At 49.0% G+C, this 23,062-nt stretch carries 19 protein-coding genes; 14 read left to right on the forward strand and 5 right to left on the reverse strand.

Features of this window, described 5'->3' with window-relative positions:
• Positions 1-1,088: 1,088 nt before the first annotated feature.
• The gene (gene mscL / locus BN4609_RS03520) at positions 1,089-1,511 is read right to left on the reverse strand and encodes a large-conductance mechanosensitive channel protein MscL (protein ID WP_021994396.1); all 423 of its coding nucleotides are present in this window, start codon (positions 1,509-1,511) and stop codon (positions 1,089-1,091) included.
• Positions 1,512-1,714: 203 nt separating this feature from the next.
• Between mscL and gap the strand changes: the two genes are divergently transcribed.
• The 6 genes from gap (at position 1,715) to BN4609_RS03550 (ending at position 9,839) form a co-directional block, all read left to right on the forward strand.
• On the forward strand, positions 1,715-2,725 hold the full coding sequence (gap, locus tag BN4609_RS03525) for a type I glyceraldehyde-3-phosphate dehydrogenase (protein ID WP_021994397.1): 1,011 nt from the start codon (positions 1,715-1,717) through the stop codon (positions 2,723-2,725).
• 137 nt (positions 2,726-2,862) lie between these two features.
• Complete coding sequence (gene miaA / locus BN4609_RS03530; protein ID WP_068855315.1) at positions 2,863-3,795, forward strand: tRNA (adenosine(37)-N6)-dimethylallyltransferase MiaA; 933 nt, start codon at positions 2,863-2,865, stop codon at positions 3,793-3,795.
• Between the two features lie 7 nt (positions 3,796-3,802).
• Complete coding sequence (locus BN4609_RS03535) at positions 3,803-4,738, forward strand: diacylglycerol/lipid kinase family protein (RefSeq protein WP_021994399.1); 936 nt, start codon at positions 3,803-3,805, stop codon at positions 4,736-4,738.
• A gap of 406 nt (positions 4,739-5,144) precedes the next feature.
• Positions 5,145-7,088, forward strand: a complete 1,944-nt coding sequence (locus BN4609_RS03540) for a glycogen debranching enzyme N-terminal domain-containing protein (protein WP_068855316.1) — start codon at positions 5,145-5,147, stop codon at positions 7,086-7,088.
• A gap of 20 nt (positions 7,089-7,108) precedes the next feature.
• Positions 7,109-8,380, forward strand: a complete 1,272-nt coding sequence (locus tag BN4609_RS03545; RefSeq protein ID WP_068855317.1) for a glycosyltransferase family 4 protein — start codon at positions 7,109-7,111, stop codon at positions 8,378-8,380.
• Positions 8,381-8,399: 19 nt separating this feature from the next.
• A complete protein-coding gene (locus BN4609_RS03550; RefSeq protein ID WP_068855318.1) occupies positions 8,400-9,839 on the forward strand; it encodes a glycoside hydrolase family 57 protein in 1,440 nt (479 codons plus the stop codon).
• Between the two features lie 233 nt (positions 9,840-10,072).
• On the opposite strand, the gene BN4609_RS03555 is transcribed toward BN4609_RS03550, so the two are convergent.
• Entirely contained in the window at positions 10,073-11,419 is a 1,347-nt protein-coding gene (locus BN4609_RS03555) for a choice-of-anchor J domain-containing protein (protein ID WP_084791343.1), read from the reverse strand.
• A gap of 457 nt (positions 11,420-11,876) precedes the next feature.
• On the opposite strand from BN4609_RS03555, the gene BN4609_RS03560 reads away from it, so the two are divergent.
• Positions 11,877-12,473 carry an RNA polymerase sigma factor gene (locus tag BN4609_RS03560; protein ID WP_068855320.1) on the forward strand — a complete coding sequence of 199 codons (597 nt, stop codon included), beginning with the start codon at positions 11,877-11,879 and terminating at the stop codon, positions 12,471-12,473.
• A gap of 5 nt (positions 12,474-12,478) precedes the next feature.
• Here BN4609_RS03560 and rpe read toward each other — a convergent pair whose 3' ends face one another.
• Positions 12,479-13,141 carry a ribulose-phosphate 3-epimerase gene (gene rpe, locus BN4609_RS03565; protein WP_021994406.1) on the reverse strand — a complete coding sequence of 221 codons (663 nt, stop codon included), beginning with the start codon at positions 13,139-13,141 and terminating at the stop codon, positions 12,479-12,481.
• 15 nt (positions 13,142-13,156) lie between these two features.
• A complete protein-coding gene (locus tag BN4609_RS17060) occupies positions 13,157-13,282 on the reverse strand; it encodes a hypothetical protein (protein ID WP_021994407.1) in 126 nt (41 codons plus the stop codon).
• A 1,218-nt stretch (positions 13,283-14,500) separates the two neighbouring features.
• On the opposite strand from BN4609_RS17060, the gene trpD reads away from it, so the two are divergent.
• The 7 genes from trpD (at position 14,501) to BN4609_RS03605 (ending at position 21,367) form a co-directional block, all read left to right on the forward strand.
• Entirely contained in the window at positions 14,501-15,499 is a 999-nt protein-coding gene (trpD, locus tag BN4609_RS03575) for an anthranilate phosphoribosyltransferase (RefSeq protein ID WP_068855322.1), read from the forward strand.
• Positions 15,499-16,305: an indole-3-glycerol phosphate synthase TrpC gene (locus BN4609_RS03580; RefSeq protein WP_068855627.1), complete on the forward strand. Its 807-nt coding sequence runs from the start codon at positions 15,499-15,501 to the stop codon at positions 16,303-16,305. Before trpD ends, BN4609_RS03580 begins: the two co-directional genes overlap by 1 nt.
• A 4-nt stretch (positions 16,306-16,309) precedes the next feature.
• Positions 16,310-17,002 (forward strand): phosphoribosylanthranilate isomerase, encoded by a 693-nt coding sequence (locus tag BN4609_RS03585; protein WP_068855323.1) that lies wholly within the window; start codon positions 16,310-16,312, stop codon positions 17,000-17,002.
• 61 nt (positions 17,003-17,063) lie between these two features.
• Positions 17,064-17,840 (forward strand): tryptophan synthase subunit alpha, encoded by a 777-nt coding sequence (gene trpA, locus BN4609_RS03590; protein WP_068855324.1) that lies wholly within the window; start codon positions 17,064-17,066, stop codon positions 17,838-17,840.
• A gap of 45 nt (positions 17,841-17,885) precedes the next feature.
• A complete protein-coding gene (trpB, locus tag BN4609_RS03595) occupies positions 17,886-19,094 on the forward strand; it encodes a tryptophan synthase subunit beta (protein ID WP_068855325.1) in 1,209 nt (402 codons plus the stop codon).
• Positions 19,095-19,356: 262 nt separating this feature from the next.
• Positions 19,357-20,787, forward strand: coding sequence for an anthranilate synthase component I family protein (locus BN4609_RS03600; protein ID WP_068855326.1), 1,431 nt, complete (start codon positions 19,357-19,359; stop codon positions 20,785-20,787).
• A 4-nt stretch (positions 20,788-20,791) separates the two neighbouring features.
• A complete protein-coding gene (locus BN4609_RS03605) occupies positions 20,792-21,367 on the forward strand; it encodes an anthranilate synthase component II (protein ID WP_068855327.1) in 576 nt (191 codons plus the stop codon).
• Between the two features lie 125 nt (positions 21,368-21,492).
• Here BN4609_RS03605 and BN4609_RS03610 read toward each other — a convergent pair whose 3' ends face one another.
• Positions 21,493-23,061, reverse strand: a complete 1,569-nt coding sequence (locus BN4609_RS03610) for a peptide chain release factor 3 (protein ID WP_068855328.1) — start codon at positions 23,059-23,061, stop codon at positions 21,493-21,495.
• Between the last annotated feature and the right edge of the window lies 1 nt (position 23,062).

Below are 23,062 nucleotides of genomic sequence, written 5' to 3' on the forward strand. Positions count from 1 at the left end.
TCATTATGTTCCGGTGTTCGGGAGCGTCTTTATATATGTAAGGAGGATATACTGCATGGATGCGGAGGCCATTAGTCTGAGATATGCGAAATAAGACAATTAAAACCGGCAATCACCGGATGCGTATGTCCGCAATACTCGCGTATTTCCAGCCGGATTCTTTTTTGCCGCGTATGGCTCGGAAATGAGCGGTTTGCGCAATGCGTTGTCAGTCAGTAGATTGTGAAATAATGTGCTCCGGAAGTCTTATTGTTGTTGTGCGGAACGGTGCTTTCGGACTTGCGAAACAGGCTTTCCTGTAGTGCCAAACGTGCTGTCTGGTGTCGTCAGAGAGCCTTCCACGCATTGCGGAACGGGCTTTTCGGGAGTGAAGAACGCCTGCGTACTGTTGGCGGAATATATTTTTCATGACTTCCGGAAGGCTTTTCCTGCTGTTACGCATTCTGTAAGCAGGAAAATCGGAGTGTTAAAATAATCTCGGATTTAAGTTAATTCCATCTCTGTGCGGCAGGGGAGTCATTAAGGGAGAGCCATGCCGTGTCCTTCCGGTGCGTTATATATAAATGTGAAATGCCGCCTCATGCTGCACATACAGCCATTGCCCGCTGTCAGGACGTCTTTGCCCTTTCATGACGGTTTTCACATATGGCGCAATGCGCATTACGCCTCATTGCCGCCATCATTCCTGTCGTTCCGACATGCGTAGTGGAAGGAGTGTGGACATAATTGCTGTTCGGCTGTCGTGGAGGGGGACGGACGTGTGTTATATGCCATGACACCGGGAACGCGCCATGACGGTCTTGCGGAAAAGATTGTATGCTTGGATGTAAATGAAAAAGTCCGGTCCCGAAAGACCGGACTTAAACCCTAATCGGTCATTTTGTTCTATCAGCACTTCGTTCTGCCTACATGCTGTTTTTATCGCTCTTTTGTATGGATGTGATGGGCATCAACGTGCAAAAATCGGAAAACAGGATGGCGGCATCAGCGCGGAAAAAATAAAGAAAGTCGACAATAGATTATAAAACAGCCATAACTGTATTAAGACCGGGTCGGGCTGAATTGGCTGTACGCATCACGCGCGAGCCTTATTTCTTCTCTTTCAGGATGTCGCGTATCTCCGTAAGCAGAACCTCTTCCTTGGAAGGTGCCGGAGCTGCGGGCTTTTCCTTCTCCTCAGCTTTCTTTTTCATCATCTTGTTGATGAGCTTTATCATGAGGAAAACACAGAAAGCGATGATGGTGAAGTCGATGACAGTCTGTATGAAACTGCCGTAGTTGATTGTCGCCGGTGCCACGCCCTCTGCTGCATCATGGATGGACGGCAGGGTCACTTTCAGGTCGTTGAAGTTCACTCCACCTATCAGCCAGCCTATCGGAGGCATTATTATGTCATTCACTATGGACGACACAATCTTCCCGAAAGCGCCTCCGATGATTACACCCACAGCCATGTCGACAACGTTGCCCCTAATGGCGAAATCCTTAAACTCTTTAAAGAAACTTTTCATACTTGAATTTTATATTATTTAATACTGTAATTCTATGCAAATATAGAATTTATTTTGTAACTTTGCACACGTCAGACGAATAAAAGTGAATTTATTTGCGATATTCGCTGCGGGGCGTGCCGGCAACCCCGGATTCTGACTGTCGGCAGCCACCCCGTATTTAAGGATAATATATTTTAACCCTTTATAAAACATAAAGTAAAATGATAAAAATTGGTATTAACGGATTTGGTCGTATCGGCCGTTTCGTTTTTCGCGCTGCACAGAACCGCGATGACATTCAGGTAGTAGGTATCAACGATCTTTGCCCGGTTGACTACTTGGCATACATGCTCAAGTATGACACAATGCACGGTGCTTTCAACGGTACTATCGATGTAGACGTTGAGAACAGCAAGCTCATTGTCAACGGCAAGGAAATCCGCGTTACAGCAGAGCGCAACCCCGCTGACCTGAAGTGGAACGAAGTAGAGGCTGAATATGTAGTTGAATCTACAGGTCTGTTCCTTACAAAGGAGAAGGCTCAGGCTCACATCGAGGCTGGTGCTAAATATGTTGTTATGTCTGCTCCTTCAAAGGACGATACTCCAATGTTCGTTTGCGGTGTTAACTTCGACAAGTATGTAAAGGGCACACAGTTCGTATCAAACGCATCTTGCACAACAAACTGTCTGGCTCCTATAGCCAAGGTTCTGAACGACAAGTTCGGCATCACAGACGGTCTTATGACAACCGTACACTCTACAACAGCTACACAGAAGACTGTTGACGGTCCGTCTATGAAGGACTGGCGTGGCGGCCGCGCTGCTTCAGGCAACATCATCCCGTCTTCTACAGGTGCTGCAAAGGCTGTAGGTAAGGTTATTCCTGAACTGAACGGCAAGCTGACAGGTATGTCTATGCGTGTTCCTACTCTTGACGTTTCTGTAGTAGACCTGACTGTAAACCTCGCAAAACCGGCTACATATGCTGAGATATGCGCTGCTATGAAAGAGGCTTCTGAGGGCGAGCTCAAGGGTGTACTGGGATACACAGAGGACGCTGTGGTTTCTTCAGACTTCCTGGGCGACACACGCACTTCTATCTTCGACGCTAAAGCAGGTATCGCTCTGACAGACACATTCGTAAAGGTTGTTTCTTGGTATGACAATGAGATCGGTTACTCTAACAAGGTTCTCGAACTCATCGCTCACATGAAGAAGGTTAACGGATAAGTAACGCAAAGGAGCGGAGCTGTCTTTGACGGAGACCTATGGTTTCTGCCCTGAGATGGCAAAACTTCGCTTATACCGATAAAAACAGAGCCGTCCGGTATTGCCGGACGGCTTTTTTTTATTATTTTTGTCGGCGGATGTCAAAATTGATTACCATATTGGGACCGACGGCAAGCGGAAAGACCGCGCTTGCGGCAGCTCTGGCTTATGAGACCGGAGCGGAGATAATCAGTGCCGACTCGCGCCAGGTGTATCGCGGGATGACCATCGGTACAGGCAAGGATCTTGACGATTATGTGGTGAACGGGACACAGATAAAATACCATCTTATAGACATCGTTGACCCGGGATACAAATATAACATATACGAATACCAGCACGACTTCCATAAAATATATTCGGAGATAAGGCAAAGAGGCGTCATGCCGATACTCTGCGGAGGCTCCGGGCTTTACATAGAAAGTGTGCTGAAGGGATACTCGCTGTCCACCGTGCCGCAGAACGCGGAACTGCGGCGGAGCCTTTCGGGCAAGACGCTTGAGGAACTGACGGCTATTCTCACAGAGATGAAGGCGCGCAATCGTTCGTGTATGCACAACCGCTCTGATGTGGACACGGCTCAGAGAGCGGTGAGGGCAATAGAGATAGAGGAGTATAACCTGAGTCATCCGTCGTCGAACAGGGATTTTCCTCCGGTGGAGTCGGTTATAATAGGTGTGGACATCGACCGTGAAAGCCGGCGCGCGAGAATAACAGAGCGGCTCAGACAACGTCTTGGGCACGGTCTTGTGGAGGAGGTGGAAGGGCTGCTCGGCAGCGGCTTGTCTGCGGAGGACCTTATCTATTATGGTCTGGAATATAAATATGTGACGGAATACGTGACGGGCAGAATCACCCGCGACGAAATGTTCAGGAGTCTCGAGATAGCCATACACCAGTTCGCAAAGCGTCAGATGACGTGGTTCAGAGGCATGGAGCGGCGCGGATTCACCATAAACTGGATAGACTGGCACATGCCGCTGGCTGACAAGCTGGAACATATAAGGAAACTAATTGTTACACAATCATAGCATCGATATGGATAATGACAAGCGATGGGGCATTCTTTACTGTCCCAAACACGACGACAAAAGACACAAAAGCAAACGCTGGAACAAGATAGAGAAGTGTTTGCGGGACAACGGCATTGACTTCGATTACGTGCAGAGCGAGAGCATGGCGGGTGTGGAAAGGCTTGTCAGGATGATGATAAACAACGGCTATAAGACAATAGTCATTGTGGGCGGCGATTCCGCTCTCAACGATGCTGTGAACTGTCTTATGCAGATGGAGGCGAAAGTGCGCGACGGGATATCGCTCGGAGTGATACCAAACGGCATCATCAACGACTTCGCGCATTTCTGGGGACTGCGTGAAAGCGAGCCGGAGAAGGCTGTGGAGTCGCTGAAGAACCATCGTGTGAGGAAGATAGATCTCGGATGTGTGAGATACACAAACCGCAAGGGAGAGGCTTGCAGACGATATTTCCTCAACTGTGTAAATATAGGTTTCATAGCTTCGGTGATGAACATACGCCGCCGGACGCGCCGATTTTTCGGATCGCGCACGCTTTCATACGTCTCTTCTTTCATACTTATGATATTCCAGCGTATGGAATACAGAATGCATCTGAAGATAAATACGGATGTCGTGAAGCGCAATGTCATGACGGTTTGTGTGGGAAACGCATCGGGCTACGGACAGACTCCGAATGCCGTTCCGTATAATGGTTTGCTCGATGTCTCGGTGGTTTATCATCCGGAAATGACACAGCTGTTTGAAGGAATATACTTGTTTCTTAAAGGAAAGTTCCTCAATCATAAGAGCGTGCATCCTTACCGCACCCAGAAAGTGGAAGTGGTGGAGGCGCACAAGGCACCTGTCGGCATAGACGGACGGATGATGAACGCTCCCGTCGGACCGTTTAATATAACGGTGGAGCAGGAGGTCGTCAATTTCATAATACCGCAGTGATATCCGCGTGCGTGCATAAGGCTGTTCAGTTCAGGCTTCCGGCGTGCGCACTGTTTCCTCCTCCGCTATGCGGAAAAGCCTTTCCTGAACGGCTTCCCGCACATTATTCCGAAGCAAAACCATGACTTATACATATCTGTAACCTTTCCTTGACAGCCGTCTCCGTACATTGCACTGTGTCTCTTGTCATTATATGTCGCAATGATACGACATTTTGTTAATGTCATTTCATGATATACGAATTTACGGAAAATACTTTGGAGAAATGTAAAAATGTGCCTGTTATCAAAAATATGCATGTATTTTCTTTGCGATTATATTAAAAATTATTACCTTTGGAAGTGTTAATGTAGAATCTATAAAGATAGCTAACCATAATAATTACTTAATATAAAACCTTAAAACTATGGGTTATTTGCGATTTGAAAAAGCTCTGATGACAAATCTCGAAGAGTCTCTCTCAAGAGAATTGCTTAGGACCAATCGCTCGGGCGCTTATTCCTGTTCGACAATAGTTGACTGTAATACACGCAAGTATCATGGTCTGCTTGTCGTTCCTGTCCCTGAGCTGGATGATGAAAATCATGTGTTGTTGTCCTCTCTTGATACAACTGTTATACAGCATGGAGCAGAGTTTAATCTCGGACTTCATAAGTATAACGGGGAGAATTTCAATCCGAAAGGACACAAATACATTCGTGAGTTTGATTGTGACAAGGTTCCTACAACCTTATACCGTGTCGGAGGAGTGCTGCTGAAGAAAGAAGTGGTGTTCCAGCATTATGAGGACAGGATTCTCATACGCTACACACTGGTGGACGCGCATTCGGAGACAAAGCTGCGTTTCAAGCCGTTTCTGGCATTCCGGAGCGTAAGGCAGTTCACCCATGAGAATTCTGTGGCTTCACGTGATTACTCCAATGTGGAGAACGGAATATCCACATGCATGTATGCCGGATACCCGGATCTTTACATGCAGTTCAGTAAGGGCAACACGTTCGTGTTCCAGCCGGACTGGTATCGCAACGTGGAATATCCCAAAGAACAGGAACGCGGATATGCCTCAAACGAAGACCTGTATGTTCCGGGATATTTTGAGATGGATATAAAGAAGGGAGAGAGTGTCGTTTTTGCGGCGTCCACGTCTGCCAGCAACACCGGAGAGCTTCAGCAACTGTTTGACAAAGAGGTGAGCGAGCGCAGTCCGAGAGACAACTTCTTCCACTGTCTTGTGAACGCGGCTCACCAGTTCCATAACAGGGCAAGCAATGACGACCGGTATATTCTTGCCGGATATCCGTGGTTCAAGAGCCGTGCGCGCGATACGTTCATCGCTCTTCCGGGTCTTACTCTCTCTATAGAGGAGCAGGATTATTTCGAACTTGTGATGAAGACAGCGGAGCGCGGACTGCGCGAGTTTATGGAAGGCAAACCGCTGTCGGTGAAGATTTACGAGATTGAACAGCCTGACGTACTGCTATGGGCGGTATGGGCAATACAGCAGTATGAGAAGCATGTGGGAAGCGAGAAGTGCTTCCAGATGTATGGCGCATTGCTCAAGGATATCGTATATTATATCATTGACGGCAAGCATCCGAACCTTATATTGAAAGAAAACGGTCTTTTGTATAGCAACGGACGCGAAAAAGCCGTCACGTGGATGAACTCGACAGTGAACGGCAGACCTGTCGTTCCGAGAACAGGATATATTGTAGAGTTCAACGCATTGTGGTATAACGCGCTGTGTTTCTGCTCTTCGGTGGCGACAACCGGTGGAGACCTCGAGGCTGCGTCGCGTCTGGAGAAGATGTCGGAACTTTGTATGCACTCTTTTGTAAGCACGTTCTTCAATGAGCATGGCTATCTGTTTGATTATGTCGACGGCGACAATGTTGACTGGAGCGTACGCCCGAATATGATATTTGCCGTCGCTCTGGAATACTCTCCATTGGATAAGGCTCAGAAAAAGAGTGTTCTTGATATGTGCACAAGGGAACTTCTTACTCAGAAGGGACTCCGTTCGCTGTCACCGAAAAGCGGAGAATACAACCCGATGTATGTCGGTCCGCAGACTCAAAGAGACCATGCCTATCATCAGGGAACGGCATGGCCGTGGCTCGGCGGATTCTATATGGAGGCATGCCTCAGGCTTTACAAGCGCACAAGACTGAGCTTTATAGAGCGCCAGATGGTGGGATATGAAGACGAGATGACACGCCATTGTGTCGGAACAATCCCCGAGTTGTTTGACGGAAATCCGCCTTTCAACGGCAGAGGAGCCATTTCCTTTGCCATAAATGTGGCGGAAATACTGCGTACATTGGAGTTTCTTGAAAAGTATAAATATTAATGTAAAGGAGGATTTTAGTTATGAAAGTCTTGATGTTCGGATGGGAGTATCCTCCTCATGTATATGGTGGACTGGCTACTGCGAATTATGGTATATCGGAAGGACTGCATGCTCAGGGTGACGTCAGCATAACCTTATGTCTTCCGAAACCTTGGGGAGATGAGAGCAAGCACGCTGCCGACATTCTGGCAATGAACGCGGTGCCTATCGCGTGGCGCGATGTCAGTTATGATTATGTGCAGAGCAGGATAGGCAATATTATGTCTCCTGACTTGTATTACAAGCTTCGTGACCATATATATGCTGATTTCAACTATATGCATGTCAATGATCTCGGATGCATGGAGTTTGCCGGAGGATATCCGTCAAACCTGCATGAAGAAATCAACAATTATTCGATTATTGCCGGAGTTGTGGCGCGGCAGCAGGAGTTTGATATTATTCATGCCCACGACTGGCTCACTTTCCCGGCGGGAATAAATGCAAAATATGTAAGCGGAAAGCCTTTGTGCATACACGTTCATGCAACCGACTTTGACCGTTCTCGCGGAAAGGTCAATCCAACGGTGTATTCCATAGAGAAAGACGGAATGGACAACGCGGACTGTATAATGTGTGTTTCTGAGCTGACACGTCAGACTGTGATAAACCAGTACCATCAGGATCCGCGTAAATGTTTCACCGTTCATAATGCCGTTTATCCTTTGAGGCAGGAGCTTCAGGACATTCCACGCCCGGACCATACGGGAAAGGACAAGGTCGTGACGTTCCTCGGACGCATCACTATGCAGAAAGGTCCGGAGTATTTCGTTGAGGCTGCCAATATGGTATTGCACCGTACAAGGAACGTGCGCTTCTGTATGGCAGGCAGCGGAGACATGATGAACGCAATGATATACCTTGCCGCTGAACGCGGAATAGCAGACCGCTTCCATTTCCCGGGCTTCATGCGCGGTAAGGAAGTGTACGAATGTCTTAAAGACTCGGACGTTTACGTAATGCCGTCGGTGAGCGAGCCGTTCGGAATATCGCCTCTTGAGGCTATGCAATGCGGCACTCCTACCATAATATCCAAGCAGAGCGGATGCGCGGAGATACTCAATAATTGTATAAAAGTGGATTATTGGGACATCCACGCGCTTGCCGACGCTATCTATTCGATATGCAGTAACGACAGCCTTTTCAAGTATCTGCAGAGCGAAGGAAGGAAAGAGGTCGACCAGATTACATGGGAGAAGGTTGGCGCATGGATAAGAGAGCTATATGAACGTACAATAAACCATCAACTATAAACTATAAATCAGGGAATCTATGAAAACGATTTGCTTATATTTCGAGATACATCAGATGATACAATTGAAACGTTATCGTTTCTTTGACATCGGTACAGATCATTATTATTATGATGATTATGAGAATGAGTTCAGAATAAACAACATTGCGGAACGGTCTTACATGCCCGCCCTGAACACCTTGCTGGAAATGATAAAGGCGCACAACGGCTACTTCAAAGTGGCTTTCTCGCTTTCCGGCGTAGGCATGGAGCAGCTTGAAATACACGCGCCGCAGGTGATAGAAAAGCTTCAGGAACTTAACGAGACGGGCTGTGTGGAGTTTCTCGCAGAGCCATATTCACACGGACTTGCATCACTTGTCAACCATGAGAATTTCGCCGCTGAGGTGAAGAGACAGTGTGAGAAGATGAATGGATATTTCGGACAGACGCCCAAAGTGTTGCGTAATTCATCCCTTATATACAGCGATGACATCGGTCAGCAGGTAGCAGACATGGGCTTCAAGGGTATGCTTACCGAAGGTGCGAAGCATGTTCTCGGCTGGAAATCTCCTCATTATGTATATTCGTGTGCCACGGCTCCTAAGCTGAAACTGTTGCTTCGCGATGTCAATCTGAGTGATGACATATCTCTGCGCTTCAACAACAGCGAATGGGAAGAGTTCCCGTTGTTCGCAGACAGGTATGTGGACAAAATCGCAAACCTGAATGAAGACGAGAAGATAATAAACCTCTTCATGGAACTTTCGGCTCTTGGCATCGCACAGCCTTTGTCGAGCAACATCCTGGAATTCCTTAAAGCGATACCCGCATGTGCCAAAGAACGCAACATAGGATTTGCCACTCCGTCAGAGATATGTGAGACTGTGAACAGCGTGGGGACGCTTGATGTACCCGACACTTTGAGCTGGACTGATGAGGAGCGTGACGTAAGCAGCTGGCTCGGAAACCCCATGCAGCGTGAGGCTTTCGACAAACTTTATGGCGTGGCAGACCGTGTGCGCATCGCGAACGACCCGCGTATAAATCAGGACTGGGATTATCTGCAGGCATCAAACAATTTCCGTCTGATGACGACAAAGCCTTCCAACGTCGGGCTTGACCGCGGAATATACAGCAGTCCGTTTGACGCTTTCACCAACTACATGAACATCCTGGGCGACTTCATCAGCCGGGTGAACTCTCTTTATCCTGATGAGATAGACAACGATGAGCTCAGTTCGCTTCTTACGACAATAAAGAATCAGGACGAGGAGATTGAGATGAAGAACAAGGAGATAGTGCGTTTGCAGACCAAAATAGAGAAGATTGAGGCTGCCGAGACAAAGCTCCGTGCCGAGATGGAGGCTATGGCGGCTCCTGCCGCAAAACCTGCGCCTGCCAAACCTGCCGTTAAAAAGAAAACAGTTTCAGCGACAAAAAGCAAGAGCAAGACGTCTGACGCAACAGAGAAATAACCGTCAGAAAATGTAGTCCCGACCTTGTCGGGGACTCAAATATAATAATAAAGGTTCCGGAAAAAGCATGATGTTTTCCGGAACCTTTTTTGTTTCCAGTTGTTAATCTTTCATTCAGTTTGATGTCATGCGATGAATCGTCATATACGGAAAATGCTGTTGTGGAAGTGTAAACAAAAAACAGACAGCCGAAAGACACGGCTGTCTGTTTTTATTTGAAGTCAGTAAGTTTCTTATCTGTTGATATACTTCTTACCGTTCTTGATTACTATGCCTTTGTAAGAGTCGTTCACGCGCTGTCCGGAGAGGTTGTATACAGGAGCATTTGCGTCTTCTGTGTCTGTCTCAACCTTGTTGATGCCAGTTGCCAAGCCTGTTATTGAAATGTTTTTGATTTCCCATGTGCCGGCAGCCTCTTCTGTACTTGTATATTTGAAACCGATTTTGATTTTCTTGCCTGCATAAGGTGTGAGGTCAACAGTCTGTGTTTCAAAGTCCGACCAGTTGCCTGATTCCGGAAGAGTAGGATAGGTTATTGTAATCTGATTCCACTCACCGCCTTCTTCTTTTACCCAAAGTGTCGCTTCGTCCTCTACTGTTCCGAAGAATTTGTTTATGCACTGGTCAAAAGCGAGAGTAGCTTCTGCGATTTCTGTCATATTGATGGTGGGAGAAACAAGCCAGCTTTCAGCAGCCTTGTTTGAGCCTGCGTATGCCGATGCTTTCATGTAACCGTATTTGCTATCATGTTTCCACACGTATGTCAGATCAGACAGATTAACGTCTTCGATGACAAACGAGCCCTGGTCGTCCTTGAATGACTCTGAGTACGGAAGAGTTACTTCTGTGAGAACGGGGTTCTTAACCGTTATGGTGTATGATGCAGAACCAGATGCAAATTCGTCATTCTCTTCAGCCTGAGCGGTTATCTTGGCAGTTCCGACAGCAACGATTGTAACCGCACCTGTCTGAGCGTCAACAGTAGCTACTTCCTCATTGTCTGACGAATATGTCACGTCTGCGGTTGTCTCTTTTGTAAGAGTAGGAGCTGTGAAAGCCTCACCCATGGTTGCTGTTACTTCAGTCTCGCTGAACGCAAGCTGCGGATCCTTCTTTACAGGTACCTCAGAGCTTTGATATGTAACCTCGATGTCGTATATCGGAGTGTTCTTCTTTTCGATGGTGCACTGTATGTCAACACTTGTCGCATTGCCTGTCCATGTGCCGTCGCTGTATGTGCCGGATGTGGAGGAAAAGTTTGCCGGTGCACTTGCATTGAGCACAACCTTTGTTATAGTCTTTCCTGCGGGAACACTGATGGTCATGCTTGATTCTTTATAAAAACGCAGCTCGTTTCCTTTTGAGGCTGCCCACCAACGTGTACCACCGTTTAATGTAAGAGTCACTTCTCCTTCTTTGCACTCATATGGGTCAGGGTTATACTCATTTGTGGTTCCGCTCAGGAGTGTCATACCATAAGCCTCGTCGCCTGTAAAGACGAATTTTTCAGTCTCGGCAAACATTGTGCTTGACAGCATTGCCAGCAGACTGAATAGTGAAAAACGTAAAATTTTGTTCATAGTGATAATGTTTATTGGTTATTAAAATAAGTTTTACAAGAGCAAAGATAGGCAATATAACTCAAAGTTGCAACACATATAATATTAATTTTCGGTTAAATAAATTGCAGTTGCAGGCTTTCTGTGAGACTCTCATGCGTCATAATGTAGACAAAAAGCGTTATGCAGTGACGATAATGTTAAAAAAGATGCAATTATGTATGAAATATTTGGAATTGTCAAAGTAAAAGTTTATATTTGCGACATGATTTTTATGATTTCGAGATTTACGAAATCGTCCCTCGAGGTTGGTAGCATCCTGCGCCAACCTCTTTTTTGTTAAATAATTTGGTGTTTACGTTGAAAGTCTTTACCTTTGTAAACATTAAACCCCACTATTGTTCATCTTATATACGAACTAAAAAATATTTGCCTATCGATACAGTCTCTACTTAGGAATCAGAAAATATCAATAAAGATGAAAACAATTCACGATATGACCGACGAGGAGTTGGCGTTGTCATATATCGATGGGAACAACAGGGCGTTTGATTTGCTTCTGTCGCGCAATCAGTCGAAGCTTTTCTCGTATATTCTGTTTGTTGTGCGTGACCGCAACACTGCCGATGACATTTTTCAGGAGACTTTCGTGAAAGTCATATCCAAGCTTCAGCAGCGCAAATACACCACGAGCGGCAAGTTCGGGGCATGGATAATGCGCATTGCCCACAACGTGATAATGGACTGGTATCGTGAGCAGCGTCTTGGCAGGATAGTGGAGCCGACGCTCGACAACGACCTTTCCAACATGTGCGGCAACGAGTTCCTGGTGGGCAACATAGAGAACTACTTTGTCAACGAACAGGTGATGCGTGATGTGCGCAAGCTGCTCAACACCCTTCCTGCGCCTCAGCGCGAGGTTGTCTTCATGCGTTTCTATCAGCAGATGTCGTTCAAGGAGATAGCCGAGACAACCAACGTGAGCATCAACACAGCCTTGGGTCGCATGCGTTATGCCATACTCAATCTGCGCCGTCTTGCCAAAGACAACAACATAGCCTTGCAGCTTGCCTGACGTTGTCAGCCGTGCTGCAAGGTGTGTTTCAGAGAGCTGATTGTGGCTATGGGGTCGGCTGCCTTGAATATGTAGCTTCCGCTCACCAGCACGTCGGCTCCGGCTCTTACAAGCATGGGGGCTGTCTCAGCCTGAACACCTCCGTCCACCTCAATGAGAGCCTTGCTCTGCGACCTGTCTATGAGTGCGCGCAGTCTCTCCACTTTGTTTAAGGTGTTGGCTATGAACTTCTGTCCGCCGAAACCGGGATTGACGCTCATGAGCAGCACCATCTCCACATCGTTTATTATATCCTCCAGGACGCACACCGGTGTGGCTGGGTTCAGAGTCACGGCAGCCTTCATTCCGGCGGCGTGAATCTCCTGCACCGTGCGGTGGAGATGCGTGCATGCCTCGTAGTGCACGTTCATTATCATGGCTCCGGTGGCTGCCACCTGCCTGATGTAGTTTTCCGGATGCACTATCATGAGGTGCACGTCGAGCGGTTTGGTGCATGCTTTCGCCACGGCGTCTATTACCGGAAATCCGAACGAAATGTTGGGTACGAACACTCCGTCCATCACATCGAGGTGTAGCCAGTCCGCCTCGCTGCGGTTTATCATCTCAATCTCGTCTTTCAGATTGAGGAAATCTGCCGAAAGAAGTGACGGTGATATCAATGTTTCCATGTCAGTCCGCTCTTTTCAGTTAAGGCAGTACACCTCGTTGTGTCCGTTTATTTTCATCACTCTGTAGGTGTATGCAATCTGTCGGATGATGTTAAGAGTCATTTCCGACGGTTTCAGATCTTCAGGGGTAAAATGTTTCATAGGCAATTGTTAGTTCTTGTTTATATTCAGATAACGGCATATAACTGGGTTTATTACATACCGGCAGTATATTTTTAAATATTATTCCAACTTTAACCGTTTACACTTCATCATACCGCCCGAACCACTGTTATGTTTTGACGCAGGCTCCGCGTATGCATTCCGTGCTGCCTCCGTCATTTTGTCACATGCTTTTGTCAGGTGCAAACAATTGCGCATTATGCAATAGAGTAATAAAAACCGCTTTACGGCAGTGCGGAACACGGATGATGCATAATGCCTGATTCGCTTCTAAAGCCGTATGGTCCGGTATGCCGCAGGATGTCTTCGCATTTTGATTTTTTAAGTTAAATCGGGCAGACATATTATGCCCCGGCATTTCCCATTCCGGCTTCCGCATAGCGTCTTTTTGCGTTCTGCATGTGCGTTTCATGCCAACTGCGGTCTCTTCCGGATGTGCCGGAGTTGCAGGAAAGGCTCTTCCGGCGTTCCGGACGGTGTGTTTCGTGTGTCCGGAAAGCGTGTTTCGCATTGCCGGAAAGCCTCTTCCGTAAGGCGGAAAAGCCTTTTCCGCAATGATGTGGAAATGCTGTCGCAACGGTGTACCGGCATAATGCCCTGATATGCAATGCTATGCGCGTGCCCATGAAAATGCGCGTTTTCGGACGCCATTCAGATGTCTGTCGTAAACAACCGCCTCCTGCGGCGGCTGATTTAACATATGCCATTATCATGATGTCTGTATTTTACATTTTTATGTGTTGTCCGTTCCGTGTCATGGCTATGCTTCCGACACTGCCGTCCACCCGTAACCTCCTCACCGTATGCTTACTTATGACGATGTAAACAATGTATATATATTAATGTGTGACATGATTACATTTACAAGAAATTACAAAAAAAACATGCAAAAAGTTTGTCAGTTTGATAAAAATGTGTAGTTTTGCAACATCAGAGTCATTCAGGCTGTCCGCTAATGTCGGGAATACCGTTTCCTGAAAAAGCGTGATGGCGCATGTTATGACAAGTATTAAACGAGACAATATGAAGAATGTAATGTTCACATCATGGTGGTGGCGTTTCTCAAGATTGAAAAAGTCGTGAGCAACACTGCCGTGTGAAAACTTGTAAAGATATTCATAGGAGGCCTGTTCTTGCGACAGGTCTCCTTTTTGTTATATATACGGTTTAATCCCGAAAACTTAATGTAATGTCATTATGAAAGAATTATTGGAAAGAATACTCAATCATGAAAGCCTCACAAGGAAGGAGACTTGCGACATCCTTGTGGGCATAACGCGCGGCATGTATTCCAACGAGCAGCTCACGGCTCTGCTCACCGGCATACAGATGCGCGGCATAACAGTGGACGAGCTGCTCGGTTTCCGCGACGGCATACTTGCTACCGGTGTGCCTGCCGTCCTCGACTGCGACCGCTACATCGATGTGGTAGGTACGGGAGGCGACCGTAAGAACACGTTCAACATCTCCACCACGGCATGCTTTGTCATAGCTGGCGCTGGCTACAAGGTGGCAAAGCACGGCAATTATGCCGCCACGTCGACAAGCGGAGCGTCCAATGTGATAGAATGCCATGGCGTGAAGTTCACCAGCGACACGGCTCAGCTCAACCGCTCCATAAACGAGTGCGGCATAGCCTATCTGCATGCCCAGCTTTTCGCCAGGGCTATGAAGTGTGTCGGTCCTTTGCGTAAGGCTTTGCAGTTTCCCACATGTTTCAACCTGCTCGGACCGATAGTGAATCCGTCGCGCCCCTCTTGCCAGATGCTCGGAGTGGCAACGCTCGACCAGATGCGCCTTTATGACAGCGTGTATCGTGAGATAGGCATCGACTACGCCATAGTAAACAGCATCGACGGATATGACGAAATATCGCTCACCGGAGACTTCAAGGTCACGACAAACGACTACGAGCGTGTGTTCAGTCCGTCAGAGCTGGGACTTCTTACGGCAGGTCCCGAGGAACTGTCGGCAGGCGCGGACGAGACGCAGGCAGCCGAGATATTCGACAGTGTGCTTGAGAACAGGGCATTGCCTGCACAGAAAGACATTGTGATAGCCAACGCCGCTTTCGGCATACAGGTATATGAAAAAGGACGCAAGAGCATAGATGAATGCATAGACATCGCGCGCGAGTCGATAGACAGCGGCAAGGCTCTTGCCACATTCCGTAAATTCGCAGAGATAAATTCATGATGGGAGATATACTTCAGGATATAGTAGCCTGCAAGAAGGAGGAGGTGAGGCGGTTCAGGCAGACGCTTCCTGACCGTGAGATTCATGCCATGGCAGAGCGTGACATGGAGTGCGGTGACGGGGCGGAGCGTCCGTCCATGAGGAAAGCCGTTATGGACTCGGCGACGGGCATCATAGCCGAGTTCAAGCGCAAGTCGCCTTCGGCAGGATGGATAAACCGTGACGCGCGTGCTGACAAGGTGCCACACGACTACGAGCACAACGGAGCCGCGGCGTTGAGCATACTGACAGACAGCCGCTTTTTCGGCGGTTGCGACGGCAATGTGGGCGAGGCACTTGCTTCAGGCGTCACTTTGCCCGTGCTGTATAAGAATTTCATAGTTGACGAGTATCAGCTTTTTCAGGCGCGTCTTAGCGGGGCTTCGGCTGTGTTGCTCATCGCTTCGGTGCTCACTGTGGACACGTGCCGCTCGTTTGCGCGTGTGGCACACGGTCTCGGACTGGAGGTCCTGCTTGAGATGCACACCGCCCGCGAGCTGGAACATGCCGACTGCGACCCTGACATGTTCGGAGTGAACAACCGCAATCTCGGTACGTTTGTTACCGATGTGGCAAATTCCTTCCGCTTTGTCTCCGACCTTCCGCATGGCGCGTGCCTTGTGAGCGAGAGCGGACTTTCTGACCCTTCCGTGGTGAGTCTTCTGCGTGATGCCGGATACAGAGGTTTTCTTGTCGGCGGACATTTCATGAGCAGTCCCGACCCCGGCAAGGCTTTGGCTGACTTTATTTCAAAAATTAAAATATAATATTATGATAGTAAAAGTATGCGGCATGCGCGATGCCGGAAACATTCGCGCTGTGAAGGAGGCGGGAGCCGACATGGCGGGGCTCGTGTTCTGCAAGGAAAGCCCGCGCTATGTGAGTATGGTGAATTCGCGTTCGGGACTCATTCCCGATTTCCCGGACAGGCGTTTCGCCGCCGGAAACGGCTGCGGGCGCAAGCCGGCTGATGGCATCACGCTCGTGGGAGTGTTTGCTGACGACATGCCTCAGAACATCATCACGAGAGTATACAACTACGGACTCGACTGCGTGCAGCTGCATGGGAACGAGAGCACGGTGATGATAGACAACCTGCGCCGCACGATTGACCCTGACATCCGGTCAGGACTGAAAATCATCAAGGCAATCCATGTTTCGGGAAGAGACGATTTCGGGAAATGTGCGGAGTATGAGGGACATGTTGACATGTTTCTTTTCGATACTGCGTGTGAGGAACGTGGAGGCAGCGGCAGGCAGTTCGACTGGGATATGCTTGACTCTTATTCATGCCAGACGCCTTTCTTGCTGAGCGGAGGCATCGGTCCTGAAGACGCTGACAGAATCAGGATGATATCGCATCCCATGTTTGCGGGCGTGGACATAAACTCGCGTTTCGAGACGGCTCCGGCAGTCAAGGACGCGGCGAAGGTCGCCGATTTTATAGAAAGGCTGCGTAGTTAGCGCAAAGGCAGATACCAGGAAGCCTGTCATTTTCATGTCGTTGGAACAAAAAATATCTATTATGAACAGAATAAACAGAATGTTCGCAGAACGCGGTGAGCGCAAGCTGTTGTCAGTATATTTCTGCGCGGGATGTCCGGTAGCCGGAAACACAGGCGAAGTGCTGAAGGCACTGCAGGGCAGAGGCGTGGATATGGTGGAGGTGGGTGTGCCGTTCAGCGCGCCTCTTGCCGACGGACCGGTGATTCAGCACGCGGCGTCTGTGTCGCTTAAAAACGGCACCACTCTCAACGGTATACTCTCAGAGCTTTACGAGGTGAGGGCGGAGATAACCGTTCCGGTAGTCATCATGTGCTATCTCAACGTGATATTGCGCCACGGTTTGGAGCGGTTCTTCATGAGGTGTGTCGACTGCGGGGTGTCCGGAGTCATCATCCCTGATTTGCCTCTTGCCGATTATCTTGCAAGTGTAAAGCCTCTTGCGGACAAATACGGAGTGAGCGTGATAATGATGATTACCCCGGAGACGGACGATGAACGCATACGTCTTATAGACAATAACACCGAAAGCTTCATATACATGGTGAGCTGTGCGGGCACGACAGGGGCAAGAGACAGTTTTGACGGCAGTGCCACGGAGTACTTCAGGCATGTGGAAAGTCTCGGACTTAAGAATCCGTGCATGACCGGTTTCGGCATAAGCAACAGGCAGACTCTCGACAGTGCCCGGCAGTATTCGGCGGGAGCGATAATAGGAAGCAGGTTTGTGACGCTGCTCAATGAATGCGGGGATGCCGAGAAGGCAGCCGACGCCTTGTACCAGACTCTCGGATTGTGATATGCGGCGAGTCATAATGTAAACACGATTAAAACGAAAAAGAATATGAGTGGAAACTGTATTGCTGACAGAAACGGGTATTACGGACGTTTCGGAGGCGCTTATGTGCCGGAGATTCTCCACAAGTGTGTGACCGATCTGCAGGACGCTTACCGCAGCATAATAGACAGTGAGGCGTTCAGGAAGGAATATCATGAGTTGCTCAGAGACTATGTGGGCAGACCGTCTCCGTTGTATCATGCAAGACGCATGAGCGCAAAATACGGATGCAGGCTTTATCTTAAACGTGAGGATCTGAACCATACCGGAGCGCATAAGATAAACAACACGGTGGGGCAGATACTGATGGCACGCAGGATGGGAAAGACACGCATCATAGCGGAGACAGGTGCCGGACAGCACGGAGTTGCTACGGCAACCGTGTGCGCGCTCATGGGCATGAGATGCGAGATTTTCATGGGCAAGACCGATGTGGAGCGTCAGCATACGAATGTGGAACGTATGAGGATGCTCGGCGCGGAGGTCCATCCGGTGACGACCGGCAACATGACGCTGAGCGACGCCTGCTCGGAAGCCATACGCGACTGGTGCTCGCACCCGAAGGACACATTCTATATCGTCGGCAGCACCATGGGACCGCACCCGTATCCTGATATTGTGGCAAGAATGCAAAGTGTCATTTCAGAGGAAATAAGATGGCAGCTGAAGGAAAAGACAGGACGCGACTATCCGGATTATCTCATAGCCTGTGTCGGAGGAGGAAGCAACTCTGCCGGAACGATGTATCATTATGCCGATGACATGCGTGTGAGGATGATACTTGCCGAGGCGGGAGGATGCGGCATCGGCTCGGGACGGACGGCGGCTACGGTGCATTGCGGAACGGAAGGCATCCTGCACGGCGCGCGTACGCTCGTGATGCAGACGCCGGACGGACAGATAGAAGAGGCGTTCAGCATATCTGCCGGACTCGACTATCCCGGTATAGGACCAATGCATGCGCATATGGTAAGTGAGGGTAGGGTGAAGGTGATGGCTGTAAACGATGACGAGGCGGTGAGAGCAGGATATGAGCTGACACGCCTCGAGGGCATCATCCCTGCACTCGAGAGCGCGCATGCCCTTGCCGTACTGCCGAAAATGAAGTTCTCGCCTGACGATGTTGTGGTGCTTACGGTAAGCGGACGTGGAGACAAGGACGTGTGTACGTATCTTGCCAACAGAAGCATGGCTGGCGAATACGGCGACTTCTGAAATGCGGCGGAATAAGAAGAGATGTAGAAAACAATATGTATGAATGATTCAGTAGCTGTTCAAAATTAACCGATATTATAAAAATACTTATATGTTATATATATCTTTGTCGTCATCCTGTGCGCTCTTCAGGGCTTCATTCCAAAGTCTCATCGGTCGTGTAGCCCGCTACACTCCCTCTTCGTCTTTGAAATGTAGCTCCTGAACAGCACACAATATGATAGCAATTAATTTAGAACATCTACTTTAAAATTTACGTGATATGGATAAGACTGTGTATGCCTATCATACTGAGACGCGCACAATGCTCGCTGACATAAATACTCCGGTGGCTGTGTATATGCGGCTGCGCGACCTTTACCCGCAAAGCGTGTTGATGGAAAGTTCTGATTATCATGACTCGTCGAACAGCAGGTCGTACATCGGAATAAATCCGATTGCAAGCATATCCGTATGCGACGGACTGGTGGAAATGAAATTCCCTGACGGCTCATCGGAGACGCGCAGTATAAGTGAGGATTTCGGTTGCGACGACGCCATAAACAGTTTTCTTGGCAGGTTCAAGGTTTCCGGCGACGGTGCCTGCAGTTGCGGGGTGTTCGGATATATGGCGTTCGACGCCGTGAGATATTTTGAGAATATCCCTGTAAGGAAAACTCCGGCTGAGGAAGGGGGCATCCCCGACATATTATATATAATGTATAAGGACATAATCGTGTTCGAGCATTATACCAGCAGAATGACAGTCACCGTGATGTGTGAGGAAAACTGTGGCGGGCATGCGGAAGACTGCGCCAATGACGAGCTTGACATGCTGGAGCATGACATAAACAGGATGACTGTAAGGGAGTATGGTTTCAGGGCTGTCGGCGGATGTGTCTCCACTCTGACAGATGATGAGCACAAGGCAAACATACGCCGGGGCATTCAGCATTGTCTGAAAGGAGACGTCTTTCAGATGGTTCTCTCACGGCGGTTCAAGCAAAAATATAAAGGCGATGACTTCAAACTGTACCGTACGTTAAGAAGCATCAATCCGAGTCCGTATCTGTTTTATTTTGATTTCGGGGGATTCCGCATCTTCGGTTCATCGCCAGAGACACATTGCCGTATAGAGAACGGCAAGGCGTATATAGACCCGATTGCCGGAACGACGGGACGCACCGGCTGTGAGGCACAGGACATCAAGGCGGCTGAGTATCTGCGGAACGACGCTAAGGAGAATGCCGAACACGTGATGCTCGTGGATCTTGCCCGTAATGATCTGAGCCGTAACTGCCACGGAGTGAAGCTTGATTTCTTTAAAGACATGCAGTTCTATTCGCATGTCATACATCTGGTAAGCCGTGTGAGCGGAACGCTTGACAAGGACTCCAACCCTGTCAGGACATTCATCGACACGTTTCCTGCCGGTACGCTGTCTGGTGCTCCGAAAGTGAGGGCGATGCAGCTGATAAGCGAATATGAGCCGCACAGCCGTGGCGCGTACGGAGGATGTATAGGCTATATAGGACTGGACGGCAGTCTGAATCAGGCGATAACGATACGCACGTTTATAAGCAGGAACAATGAACTGTGCTTTCAGGCAGGCGGAGGCATTGTCGCCGCAAGCGATGAGGACTACGAACTGCAGGAGGTGAACAATAAGCTTGCGGCATTGCGCAAGGCTGTTGAACTGGCTGAAAATATATGATGTTATGAAAAAAATACTGATAGTAGACAATTATGACTCCTTTACATACAATCTGTCACATATGGTAAAGGAACTCGGTGCCGATGTGACCGTTCTGCGTAACGACAGTTTTGATTTGGGCGGTCTGGGAGTGTTCGACGGCATCATTCTCAGTCCCGGTCCGGGAGTCCCCTCGGAGGCTGGCATGCTGATGGACGTTGTAAGAACGTATGGCAGCTCAAAGCCGTTGCTTGGAGTGTGTCTCGGTCATCAGGCAATAGGCGAGGTGTTCGGCGCGAGGCTCATGAACATGAAGTCGGTGTGCCACGGAATGCAGACCGAATGCCGTAAGCTGGTGGACGACTGTATTTTCGACGGTCTGTCCGAACGCTTTTATGTCGGACGTTATCACAGTTGGGTTATTGACAGAAGCGGTTTCCCGGACAGTCTGGAGGTGACGGCTGTCGCTGATGACGGACAGATAATGGCGGTAAGGCATAGGGAGTATGACGTGCGCGGAATACAGTTTCATCCGGAAAGCGTGCTTACGCCTCAGGGCAAGACCATCGTAGGCAACTGGCTCGGGATGTGTGTGCCGTAGGATGCGAATGTGCGCCACGTAGGATGGAAAACAGAAAAGCAGTGTATGACTGTGTCGCGGCAGATGAGCGTGAGCCCGTCACCTACAGTCATGCACTGCATATGTGAAAAACTTGCTTTGTGTTGTCAGAACTCTGATGTGAAGTGGAACCTGATGTGCTTGAAGTCCTGCTGCGCCATGCTGAGCACGTAGCCGGAGTCGGCAAGGAACACATCGCGCCCTTCGCGGTCTTTTGCCATATACTGGAACTTGCGTTTCTTGAACGACTCGAACTCCGCCTCGTCGTCGCTTTCTATCCAGCATGCCTTGTAGAGATGTACCGGTTCCCAACGGCATTTCGCGTTGTATTCGTTCTCAAGCCTGTACTGAATGACCTCAAACTGCAGTTGTCCGACAGTTCCGATAATCTTGCGTCCGTTGAACTGGTTGACAAACAGCTGTGCCACACCCTCGTCCATGAGCTGGCTGATGCCTTTCTCAAGCTGCTTTGACTTCATGGGGTCGTCATTCTCTATGTACTTGAACATTTCCGGCGAGAACGACGGCAGTCCGCGGAAGTGAAGCTGCTCTCCGTCTGTCAGCGTGTCGCCAATCTTGAATATGCCGTTGTCGGGCAGTCCTACGATGTCGCCAGGATAGGCCTCATCAATGGTGCTCTTGCGCTGTGCCATGAATTGTGTTGGCGAAGAGAAGCGCACCGTCTTGCCAAGACGCACGTGCAGATAAGGATGGTTGCGCTCGAACTTTCCGCTGCACACCTTGCAGTAGGCGATGCATGAGCGGTGGTTGGGGTCGATGTTGGCTGTTATCTTGAATATGAATCCAGTGAATCTCGGCTCCTCTGGGTCGATGTCGCGCTCCTCAGCCTTTGTGGGCTTTGGCGACGGAGCTATTTCTACAAAACAGTTGAGCAACTCCTGCACACCGAAGTTGTTGAGTGCGGAGCCGAAGAACACCGGAGCCACCTTTGCGGCGCGATATGACTCCACATCGAACTCAGGGTAGACACCGTCTATCAGTTCGATGTCATCGCGCAGTTGTCTGGCATCCTGCTCTCCGATGTGGCTTTCCAGCTCCTCGCTGTTGACGTCAATCTCTACTTTTTCGGTAACGCGCTGCTTGTCGGGCTTGAACAGGTCGAGCTTGTTCTCGTATATGTTGTATACGCCTTTGAACTTCGCTCCTATGTTGATGGGCCACGAGAGAGGGCGCACGCTTATGCTCAGCTCTTCCTCAAGTTCGTCGAGCAGGTCGAACGGGTCGCGTCCTTCGCGGTCCATCTTGTTGATGAATATGATGACAGGCGTGTTGCGCATGCGGCACACTTCCATTAGTTTGCGTGTCTGTGTCTCCACACCTTTGGCACCGTCCACTACGATTATCGCAGAGTCGACGGCTGTCAGTGTGCGGTAGGTGTCCTCAGCGAAGTCCTGGTGACCTGGCGTGTCGAGTATGTTTATCTTATATCCGTTGTAGTCGAACTCCATCACTGAGGTCGAGACCGATATTCCGCGCTGCTTCTCTATCTCCATCCAGTCGGATGTGGCGGTCTTGCGTATCTTGTTGTTTTTTACGGCTCCCGCCACCTGTATCTGTCCGCCAAACAGCAGGAACTTCTCAGTGAGTGTTGTCTTTCCGGCATCCGGGTGTGATATGATGGCAAATGTCCTTCTTCTTGAAATCTCCTGATTCATC

Source organism: Leyella lascolaii (genome assembly GCF_900079775.1).
GTDB lineage: Bacteria > Bacteroidota > Bacteroidia > Bacteroidales > Bacteroidaceae > Prevotella > Prevotella lascolaii.

Coding starts and splice junctions, on each gene's coding strand:
- mscL (WP_021994396.1), bottom strand. CDS start 1,511: ATGAAAAGTTTCTTTAAAGAGTTTAAGGATTTCGCCATTAGGGGCAAC.
- gap (WP_021994397.1), top strand. CDS start 1,715: ATGATAAAAATTGGTATTAACGGATTTGGTCGTATCGGCCGTTTCGTT.
- miaA (WP_068855315.1), top strand. CDS start 2,863: ATGTCAAAATTGATTACCATATTGGGACCGACGGCAAGCGGAAAGACC.
- BN4609_RS03535 (WP_021994399.1), top strand. CDS start 3,803: ATGGATAATGACAAGCGATGGGGCATTCTTTACTGTCCCAAACACGAC.
- BN4609_RS03540 (WP_068855316.1), top strand. CDS start 5,145: ATGGGTTATTTGCGATTTGAAAAAGCTCTGATGACAAATCTCGAAGAG.
- BN4609_RS03545 (WP_068855317.1), top strand. CDS start 7,109: ATGAAAGTCTTGATGTTCGGATGGGAGTATCCTCCTCATGTATATGGT.
- BN4609_RS03550 (WP_068855318.1), top strand. CDS start 8,400: ATGAAAACGATTTGCTTATATTTCGAGATACATCAGATGATACAATTG.
- BN4609_RS03555 (WP_084791343.1), bottom strand. CDS start 11,419: ATGAACAAAATTTTACGTTTTTCACTATTCAGTCTGCTGGCAATGCTG.
- BN4609_RS03560 (WP_068855320.1), top strand. CDS start 11,877: ATGAAAACAATTCACGATATGACCGACGAGGAGTTGGCGTTGTCATAT.
- rpe (WP_021994406.1), bottom strand. CDS start 13,141: ATGGAAACATTGATATCACCGTCACTTCTTTCGGCAGATTTCCTCAAT.
- BN4609_RS17060 (WP_021994407.1), bottom strand. CDS start 13,282: ATGAAACATTTTACCCCTGAAGATCTGAAACCGTCGGAAATGACTCTT.
- trpD (WP_068855322.1), top strand. CDS start 14,501: ATGAAAGAATTATTGGAAAGAATACTCAATCATGAAAGCCTCACAAGG.
- BN4609_RS03580 (WP_068855627.1), top strand. CDS start 15,499: ATGGGAGATATACTTCAGGATATAGTAGCCTGCAAGAAGGAGGAGGTG.
- BN4609_RS03585 (WP_068855323.1), top strand. CDS start 16,310: ATGATAGTAAAAGTATGCGGCATGCGCGATGCCGGAAACATTCGCGCT.
- trpA (WP_068855324.1), top strand. CDS start 17,064: ATGAACAGAATAAACAGAATGTTCGCAGAACGCGGTGAGCGCAAGCTG.
- trpB (WP_068855325.1), top strand. CDS start 17,886: ATGAGTGGAAACTGTATTGCTGACAGAAACGGGTATTACGGACGTTTC.
- BN4609_RS03600 (WP_068855326.1), top strand. CDS start 19,357: ATGGATAAGACTGTGTATGCCTATCATACTGAGACGCGCACAATGCTC.
- BN4609_RS03605 (WP_068855327.1), top strand. CDS start 20,792: ATGAAAAAAATACTGATAGTAGACAATTATGACTCCTTTACATACAAT.
- BN4609_RS03610 (WP_068855328.1), bottom strand. CDS start 23,061: ATGAATCAGGAGATTTCAAGAAGAAGGACATTTGCCATCATATCACAC.